The 8,284-nt window shown below is 71.5% G+C and carries 6 protein-coding genes; 2 read left to right on the top strand and 4 right to left on the bottom strand.

Annotation, left to right across the window (positions count from 1 at the left end):
* Positions 1 to 140: 140 nt before the first annotated feature.
* The 3 genes from AAD528_RS14605 to AAD528_RS14595 form a co-directional block, all read right to left on the bottom strand.
* Positions 141 to 1,400 carry an SseB family protein gene (locus AAD528_RS14605; protein WP_345752806.1) on the bottom strand — a complete coding sequence of 420 codons (1,260 nt, stop codon included), beginning with the start codon at positions 1,398 to 1,400 and terminating at the stop codon, positions 141 to 143.
* Between the two features lie 72 nt (positions 1,401 to 1,472).
* Complete coding sequence (locus AAD528_RS14600; RefSeq protein ID WP_345752805.1) at positions 1,473 to 3,887, bottom strand: ATP-dependent helicase; 2,415 nt, start codon at positions 3,885 to 3,887, stop codon at positions 1,473 to 1,475.
* A 46-nt stretch (positions 3,888 to 3,933) separates the two neighbouring features.
* A complete protein-coding gene (locus tag AAD528_RS14595; protein WP_345752804.1) occupies positions 3,934 to 4,944 on the bottom strand; it encodes a glycerophosphodiester phosphodiesterase family protein in 1,011 nt (336 codons plus the stop codon).
* Between the two features lie 156 nt (positions 4,945 to 5,100).
* Here AAD528_RS14595 and AAD528_RS14590 point away from each other — a divergent pair, with 156 nt between their 5' ends.
* Both AAD528_RS14590 and AAD528_RS14585 read left to right on the top strand, forming a co-directional pair.
* Entirely contained in the window at positions 5,101 to 5,985 is an 885-nt protein-coding gene (locus AAD528_RS14590) for a Bax inhibitor-1/YccA family protein (protein WP_345752803.1), read from the top strand.
* A gap of 203 nt (positions 5,986 to 6,188) precedes the next feature.
* Positions 6,189 to 6,848: a dihydrofolate reductase family protein gene (locus tag AAD528_RS14585; RefSeq protein WP_345752802.1), complete on the top strand. Its 660-nt coding sequence runs from the start codon at positions 6,189 to 6,191 to the stop codon at positions 6,846 to 6,848.
* Positions 6,849 to 6,854: 6 nt separating this feature from the next.
* Here the strand turns inward: AAD528_RS14585 and AAD528_RS14580 are convergent, their stop codons facing one another.
* A complete protein-coding gene (locus AAD528_RS14580; protein WP_345752801.1) occupies positions 6,855 to 8,141 on the bottom strand; it encodes an alpha/beta fold hydrolase in 1,287 nt (428 codons plus the stop codon).
* Between the last annotated feature and the right edge of the window lie 143 nt (positions 8,142 to 8,284).

Here is an 8,284-nt window from a genome sequence, read left to right as displayed (position 1 = left end):
TGTCACCGATGTCCTGATGCAGGAACCGTCACCGATGTCCTGATGCAGTTCCGTCACCGATGTCCTGAGACATCACACGCGCGAATTCGGCGTGTGCTCGTTGAGAGGACGTGTTCTCGAGAGAGGAGGAGGGGAGCGGGTCAGTCGCGGTCGTCCGGGCCCGCCGCGTCGGGGGCCGGCTCGGCCGGCTGCGGGGTGGCGTCCGCGGCGTCGGCTTCTCCCGCGAGGGCGATGACGGGGGCGAGCTCGTCGCGCGTGAGCGTGATGAGCGGGCCCGCCGGGTCCAGGATGATGCCGCCGACCGCCTCGTGGTCGCGCAGCACCTGGCCGATCTTCGCTGCGGTGAGCGGCAGCGCGCGCTCCTCGCGGCCCTGGGCTGCGACCTCCAGCGGGTGCGAGAACACCTGCAGCAGGCGCGTGCCGTTCGCCAGGCGCGCCTCGGCGATCCCGGGCTGCGTGCTGCCCTCGGCGGCCTTGCCGATCGCGACCCACAGCGGAACGCCCTCGGCGAGCAGCGCGGCGATGCGGTGCGGCGTGTCGGCCTCGCGCGGGGCCGCGAGCGCGGCCTTCAGCCGCATGCCGGGATCGGCCTGTCCGAGCGCCCGCTCGAGCACCTCGCGTGGCAGCACGGCCCGGTTCGGCGCGGAGTTGTTGTCGACGATCAGGCCCGCGAAGTCCTGGTCGACCAGGTGCCTCAGGATCGACGCGACCGGCTGGCCCACCGCGGAGGTGCTGGCGTCGCCGTCCGCGCGCACGGCGTCGTGCAGCGCCTTGCCCGAGCTGAAAACCAGCATGTACGTCTTGTCGCCGTCGCGCGCGATGCCGAACGACAGGCGGCCGTTGCCCTCGGCGAGCTGCTCGCGGGCGTTGCCCTGCACGCGCAGGAACAGGTGACCCTGCATGAGCTGCCGCACGACGCCGAGCAGCTGCGCGCCCGTCGCCTGCTCGGGGAGAGCGGCGAGCGCGTCGCGCAGCAGCGCGTTGTCGCGCAGGCCCGGGACCGTCTCGAGCTGCTCCGGCGGCGCGGCGGGCGCGAGCGGCAGCTCGCGGGGAGCCGGTGCGGAGGGCGCCGTGCCGGGCTTCAGGGTGTCGTTCGGGGTGGGGATCCGCGGGTCGCGCTGCGGCCGGTCAGCCGGCGGCTGCGCCACCTGCGGCCCGGCCTCGCCGCCCAGTCCGCGGAACGACGACATCGAGATGCCCACCTGCGGCGCGGGCTCGACCGGGGTCTCCCCCGGAGCCGCCGCGTCGGCCTGCACGACGTCGTCCTGCGCGACGTCATCCCGCGCGACGCCCGCGCGCGCATCCGGCCGCGGCGTCTCGGCCTCGACGGGCGGCTGCTCCGCGGAGACCTCGGCGGCCGTCTGGTCGTCGTCCTTCTTCTTCCGCGAGAACAGTCCCATGCGCCCAGCCTACGTGGGCGGCACAAGGGTGTCCTGGGCTGGACAGCGGCTTCGGCTCGCGGAGACTCCGCCCTAGAGCTTCGCGATCGGGGCGATCTTGATGAGCAGCTTCTTGGGGCCCGCGCTGTCGAAGCGGACGTGGGCGATGCGCTTCGCCCCCTCGCCCGTGACGGCGTCGACGCGGCCCTCGCCGAAGTCGTCGTGTCGGATGCGGTCACCCGCCGCGAGCTCGAGATCGCCGTTGTCGCGCACCTTGTTCGTGACCATGCCGGGGAACTTGTCCATGGCGGTCGACTTCGGCGTGAGGCTCGGGCCCAGCGGCCTCACGCCCCACCGATCCGGAGAGCCCGGTCGCCGCGCGTTCAGCGCGCGCGACTGCGAGCCGCCGCGGCCGTTCACGTCGCCGGGCGACTGGCGCCAGTGGATCAGGTCGGCCGGGATCTCCTGCAGGAACCGGCTCGGCATCGCGGCGGAGACCTCGCCGAACTGCGCGCGGGTCATGGCCAGCGACATGTACAGGCGCTTGCGGGCGCGCGTGATGCCGACGTAGAACAGGCGCCGCTCCTCCTGCGGGCCGCCCGGCTCGTTGGCCGAGATGCGGTGCGGGATGAGGTCCTCCTCGACCCCCGTGAGGAACACGGCGTCGAACTCGAGGCCCTTCGCGGTGTGCAGCGTCATGAGGGACACGGATCCGGACGCGTCGTCGAGGTCGTCGCTGTCGGCGACCAGCGCGACGGTCGTGAGGAAGTCCAGCACGGTGCCGTCCGGATTGTTGCGGGCGAACTCGCGCGTCACCGCGACCAGCTCGTCGAGGTTCTCGATGCGCGCCTCGTCCTGCGGGTCGCGGCTCGCGCGCAGCGCGTCCATGTAGCCGCTGCGGTTCAGCAGCACCTGCAGCCCCTCGGCGACCGAGGTGGGCGGCGGGATCTCGCCGTTCGACGGCAGCAGGATCTCCTGCGCCTCGACCAGCACGCCGTGCAGGTGCGCGATCGCCCCCTGGATCTTGGGCCCGAACCCGAGGTCGGCGTAGTGCCCCAGCGCGTCGCGGAAGGAGATGCCGTGCGCCTCGGCGAACGACGAGATCGTCTCGACGGACACGTCGCCGATGCCGCGGCGCGGCCGGTTGATGATGCGGCGCAGCGCCATCTCGTCGGCCGGGTTGGCGACGCTCACGAGGTACGCGAGCGCATCCTTGATCTCCTGCCGCTCGTAGAACTTGGTGCCGCCCATGATCCTGTACGGCACGGCGGCGCGGATGAAGATCTCCTCCAGCGCGCGGGACTGCGAGTTGGTCCGGTAGAACACGGCCATCTGCGCGTAGTCGACGCCCGTGCGGCGCAGCTGCTCGATCTCGTCGGCGACGAACTGCGCCTCGTCGTGCTGCGAGTAGCCGGTGAAGCCGATGACCTTCTCGCCGTCCCCCTGGTCGCTCCAGAGGCGCTTGTCCTTGCGATCGAAGTTGTTCCGGATGACCGAGTTCGCCGCGGTCAGGATGTTCTGCGTCGACCGATAGTTCTGCTCGAGCAGCACGACCTTCGCGCCCGGGTAGTCGCGCTCGAACTCGGTGATGTTGCGGATGTCCGCGCCGCGGAACGCGTAGATCGACTGATCCGAGTCGCCCACGACCGTGAGCGACGCGCCCTCGGCCTCGTCCATCAGCGCGAGCATGCCGCCGCCGACGTCCGTCGACGACGACACGGGCTTCGTGAGCTCGTGGATCAGCGCGTACTGCGCGTGGTTGGTGTCCTGGTACTCGTCGACCAGGATGTGCCGGAACCGCTTTCGGTACACGTCGGCGACCTGCGGGAACGCGCGGAACAGGTAGACCGTCTGCCCGATCAGGTCGTCGAAGTCGAACGCGTTGGCCCGCTGCAGCTGTCGCTGGTAGGCGCGGAACAGGTCCGTGAACATCCGCTCGACCGGATCGTTCATGTTGGCGTCGCGGGCGTACGAGTCGGCATCCTGCAGCTCGTTCTTGAGCTTGGAGATCTTCGACTGCACGGCCGCGGGGGTGAGGCCGAGCGCGTCGGCCTCGTGCTCCTTGACCAGGCGCTTGATCAGCGCGCGCGAGTCGCCCGAGTCGTAGATCGTGAACGCCTTGGTGAAGCCGAACTGGTCGGCCTCGCGCCGCAGGATGCGCACGCACGCCGAGTGGAACGTCGAGATCCACATGCCGCGCGCGCTGTCGCCGACCAGCTGCGAGACGCGCTCGCGCATCTCGCCCGCGGCCTTGTTGGTGAACGTGATCGCCAGGATCTGGCTGGGCCACGCCTCGCGCGTGCGCAGCAGCGACGCGATCCGGTGCGTCAGCACGCGGGTCTTGCCGGAGCCCGCGCCCGCCACGATCAGCAGCGCCTGCCCGCGGTACTCGACGGCCTGGCGCTGCTGCGGGTTGAGCCCCTCGAGCAGGTCGTCGAAGGCCCCGCCCTGGGGGCCGCGAGGGCCGGTTCCGGCGGGGACGATCAGGGGCGTGGAGGAGTCGCTCATTGCACCTCCGAGTCTACGGCGGAGGTCTGACATGAAGCCGGGACGCTCACTCCCGGAAGAAGGCGACCCCGAGATCCGGGTGGTCGACGAACACCCCGTCGACTCCGGATCGGCGGATGACGTCCCACTCCGCCTCGTAGTCGCCGAACGCGGCCTTGCCCCCGGCGCCGCGGAAGTCCTTCACGAGGAACGCGTTCTCCGGACGGCACGTCCACGTGAACACCTGCAGGCCGCGCGCGTGCGCATCGGCCACGACGGGCGAAGGGCCGGTCGCGCGCCCGAGGCGATCCGGCGCGAGGATCATCCGCTTGTCCACGCTGATCCCGTCGACCTTCCCGATGAGCCGGTCGAGGCCGCGCGGCTCGGCGGTCTCGGGATACGAGGGAGCTGCGTCACCCTGCGCGGCCACGAGGTCGAACGGCCTGCCCTTGGCCTCGAGCAGGTAGATGTACGTCGCGGGCAGCCCGCGCTCGCGCAGGCGATGCAGCACGGTCGACTCGAACGACTCGACCACGAGCGGCAGGTCGCCCGTGTCCCAGCCCGTGGCCTTCAGGTCGGCGAGGATCATCGGCACGAGGTCGAGCCCGGCCTGCGAGAAGTAGGTGGCGTGCTTGATCTCCAGCACGACGCCGATCTCGCGTCCCTGCGCGAGCGATCCCGCGCGCACGAGGTCGAGCACGTCCGTGAGCCGCAGCATCGGCTGCGCGCCGTCGAAGGTCGCGCTGCGGGGCCGGATGTCGGGGATCCGCTCGCGCGTGGCGAGCGTCGACAGCTCGTCCCACGTGAAGTCCTCCGTGAACCAGCCGGTGAGCTTCACGCCGTCGACCGTCTTGGTCGTGCGCCGGTCCGCGAACTCGGGATGGTCGGCGACGTCCGTCGTGCCCGAGATCTCGTTCTCGTGCCGCACGACGAGCACGCCGTCGCGCGTCGCGACGATATCGGGCTCGACCGCGTCGACGCCGAGCTCGAGCGCGAGGTCATACGACGAGCGCGAGTGCTCGGGCCGGTACCCGGGCGCACCGCGGTGGCCGATCACGAGCGGGAGGCGGCGAGGCATGCAGACACCCTACGGAATCCGTCCGCGGCCGCCCCGAGCCGTTCGCCCGCGGCGTAGCCGTGGGGCCGGAATCCCAGCGCAGGCATAAGAATCCGTGGGTAGTGTTGACCAACAGCGCCCGACAGTGCTGTCCCGCAACCTTTGGAGTCGACCATCATGGCCAAGTTGGGATTCACGGACCCCGCCTTCCAGACGTCCACGCGACCGCCGCAGGCGCCGTCGTACGCGGCACAGACCTACCCCGGCGGCCCGGCCGCGGGCCGGCAGACGTCCGGCCTCGTGCCGCCCCCCGCCGAGAGCCTCGAGGGCCTGTACTCGGCCCCTTCGGCGGACGCCGTCGACACCGGCCGGATGACGGTCGAGGACACGATCCACAAGACGCTCGGCACGTTCGCCGTGCTCGTCGTCGCGGCCGCCGTGGGCTGGTTCGCCACCAGCGTGAACCCCGGCATGGGCATGGGCATCGCGATCGTCGGCGCGCTCGTCGGCTTCGTCCTCGGCCTCGTGAACTCGTTCACGCGCATGCCCGGCGCGGCTCTCGTGCTCGCCTACTCGGCGGCGCAGGGCCTGTTCGTCGGCGCGTTCTCGCTGATCATGGAGATGGTCTACCCCGGCATCGTGATGCAGGCGACGCTCGCCACGCTCGCGGTCGTGGGCGTGACGCTCGCCCTGTTCGCGAGCGGCAGGATCCGCACGTCGCCGCGCATGACCAAGATCGTCCTGATCGCCGGCCTCGGCTACCTGGCCTTCAGCCTGCTGAACGTGGGCTTCATGGTCTTCGGCGGCCCGTTCAGCGACCTCGCCTGGGGCATGCGCTCGGTCGAGATCATGGGCATCCCGCTCGGCGTGATCATCGGCATCTTCGCGGTGCTGCTCGCGGCGTACATGCTCGTCATGGACTTCGAGTTCGTGCAGAACGGCGCCCGCAACGGCGCGCCGCGCAAGCTCGGCTGGAAGGCCTCGTTCGGCATCGTCGCGACGGTCGTCTGGATCTACGTCGAGATCCTGCGCGTGATCGCGCTCCTGCGCGGCAACGACTGATCCGCTCCTCTCACGCGAAAGGGCTCGTCCTCCTGGACGGGCCCTTCGTCGTTCGCGCCGATCCGGATCCCGTCGCGAGGAGATCCGCGCTCCAGAGGAGGACGTCGCGGCATCCACCCTCGCGAAGACTGATCTCCTCGCGGAGCGCGGCCGCGACGGCGTAGCCTCGCGGACGGGACGACCGGCCGAGCCGAGGAGCATTCATGTCACGGGTCCGCGTACACAACTTCTCCGTCTCGCTGGACGGCTTCGGCACGGGCGAGGGCCTCTCGCTCCAGGAGCCGTTCGGCCACGCGGGCGAGCGGCTGCACACCTGGTTCTTCCCGACCGAGACGTTCCGGGCGCAGACGGGCGAGCGCGAGCGAAGGGACGTCGATCCGGCGACCGCGCCCGACGACGCGTTCGCGTCGCAGTGGGGCAGGGGCATCGGCGTCGAGATCATGGGCGCCGGCAAGTACGGCCCGCCCGGATGGCAGGACGACCCGGACTGGCGCGGCTGGTGGGGCGAGGAGCCCCCGTTCCACACGCCGGTGATCGTGCTGACGCACCGCCCGCGCGATCCGCTCACGCTCGGCGAGACGACGTTCCACTTCCGCGATGCGTCGCCCGAGGACGCGCTCGCGGAGGCGCGGCAGCTGGCGGGCGACCTCGACGTCCACATCGGCGGCGGACCGAGCATGCTGCGCGACTACCTCGCCGCCGGGCTGGTGGATCACGCGCACATCGCGGTCGTGCCGATCCTGCTCGGCCGCGGCGTGCGGCTCTGGGACGGTCTCGAGGCCCTCGAGGCGCGGTACGACGTCGCGGCGATCACGACCCCGAGCGGCACCACGCACCTCACGCTCGAGCGGAAGCGCCCCTGAAGCCGGTCAGGCCAGCGGCCCGCCCTCGGCGACCACGCGGTCGATCAGCGTGCGGATGACACGGGGGTCCTGGCGCAGGCCGTCGTGCTCGTACTCGTTCGTGACCCACAGGTGGGTGTGCGGCACCTCGCGGGCGGTCTGCTGCGCGTAGCCGAAATCGACGTACATGTCGTCGAAGTACATCGCGGCGGCGATCGGCACCTCGTTGCGGCGCAGCTGCGCGGCGTCGTAGAGGGCCGGATGATCCTCCCGCTCGGCGAGCGCGTGCGCGGCGTCGCGGAACGGGCGCAGCGACGCGATCTCGTCGTACATCCACGGGAAGAACATCTCGCCCGTGAACGGCATCGGCGCCGCGTCCGGCGCGAAGCCGCCGAGCTCGGCGCGCACCCGCTCGGCCGCCCACGCCGTGGCGCCGGGACCGCCGGCGTAGATCTCCTCCTGCAGCAGCGCGTACAGCGGGCCACCCCAGTACTGGGTGCCGGCGTCGACCTGCGCGAGGAAGTGGTCGCTCAGGCGCCCGGGAGCCGCGAACGCCTCGTCGAACAGCCAGTGCACCCACTCGAAGCCGGGCTTCATGCCGAACTCGATCCCGAGCGTCTGCAGGCGGCGGGCGGTGAGGCGATCGCCGCCGGGCAGGCGCACATCCGAGCCCTCCACGATGTCGACCACGCGCGCGATCACCTCGGCGTCCTGCGGGTAGCGGCGGTGGTACTCGGCCGTCTTGTCCGCGACGCGGGGGAGCGTCCGGCGGTAGACGTCCGTCGCGTCCGGCTCGAACGACGTCAGACCGCCCGTGACGTACGCGGCCGACACGGCCTCGGGGTGGAACGACAGGTACGTCAGCGTCAGGAACCCGCCGTAGCTCTGACCGAGCGTCTGCCACCGCGTGCCCCCGAACACGGCGCGACGCAGGTGCTCGAGGTCGCCGACGATCTGCTCGGCGCGGAACAGCCGGATGTGGTCGGCGGCCTCGTCCGCGGACATGCCCGCGATCGACGCGGCCTCGACGCGCGTGGACCGGCCGGTGCCGCGCTGATCGAGCAGCAGCAGCCGGTGGGTCTTGAGCGCCTCCTCGATCCAGTCGCCGCCGCCGGGCATCGGGCGCGGCCCCGTGCCGCCGGGCCCGCCCTGCAGGAACACCAGGATGGGCGCATCCTGCCGGGCCACGTGCGCCACCTCGCGCGCGAAGACCTCGATGGTGCGCCCGTCGTCCGGAGCGGACCAGTCCAGCGGCACGGTCACGGTGTGATCCCGGATCACGCGGTCGCGCATCCGATACGAGAAGGCGGTCATGCCTCCATCCTCCCCCGGGAACCGCGGGCGCGCGGCGGAGCGCCGAGCCGCGTCGTACAAGCCGCCCGGACCGTACGCGCACCTCGCGCTCCAGGCCACGCACACCGGTGCGGCTCTGTGACGGTATCCGTCGCGTTGTGCCG

Source organism: Microbacterium rhizophilum, assembly GCF_039605615.1.
GTDB classification, from domain to species: Bacteria; Actinomycetota; Actinomycetes; order Actinomycetales; family Microbacteriaceae; genus Microbacterium; species Microbacterium rhizophilus.
Note: the sequence above shows the minus strand (reverse complement) of the source record. Positions and strands in the feature narration are given on the sequence as shown.

What these genes read in the sequence shown, in the direction of transcription:
- AAD528_RS14590 (WP_345752803.1), top strand. Translation starts at nt 5,101, where the DNA reads ATGGCCAAGTTGGGATTCACGGACCCCGCCTTCCAGACGTCCACGCGA.
- AAD528_RS14600 (WP_345752805.1), bottom strand. Translation starts at nt 3,887, where the DNA reads ATGAGCGACTCCTCCACGCCCCTGATCGTCCCCGCCGGAACCGGCCCT.
- AAD528_RS14595 (WP_345752804.1), bottom strand. Translation starts at nt 4,944, where the DNA reads ATGCCTCGCCGCCTCCCGCTCGTGATCGGCCACCGCGGTGCGCCCGGG.
- AAD528_RS14605 (WP_345752806.1), bottom strand. Translation starts at nt 1,400, where the DNA reads ATGGGACTGTTCTCGCGGAAGAAGAAGGACGACGACCAGACGGCCGCC.
- AAD528_RS14585 (WP_345752802.1), top strand. Translation starts at nt 6,189, where the DNA reads ATGTCACGGGTCCGCGTACACAACTTCTCCGTCTCGCTGGACGGCTTC.
- AAD528_RS14580 (WP_345752801.1), bottom strand. Translation starts at nt 8,141, where the DNA reads ATGACCGCCTTCTCGTATCGGATGCGCGACCGCGTGATCCGGGATCAC.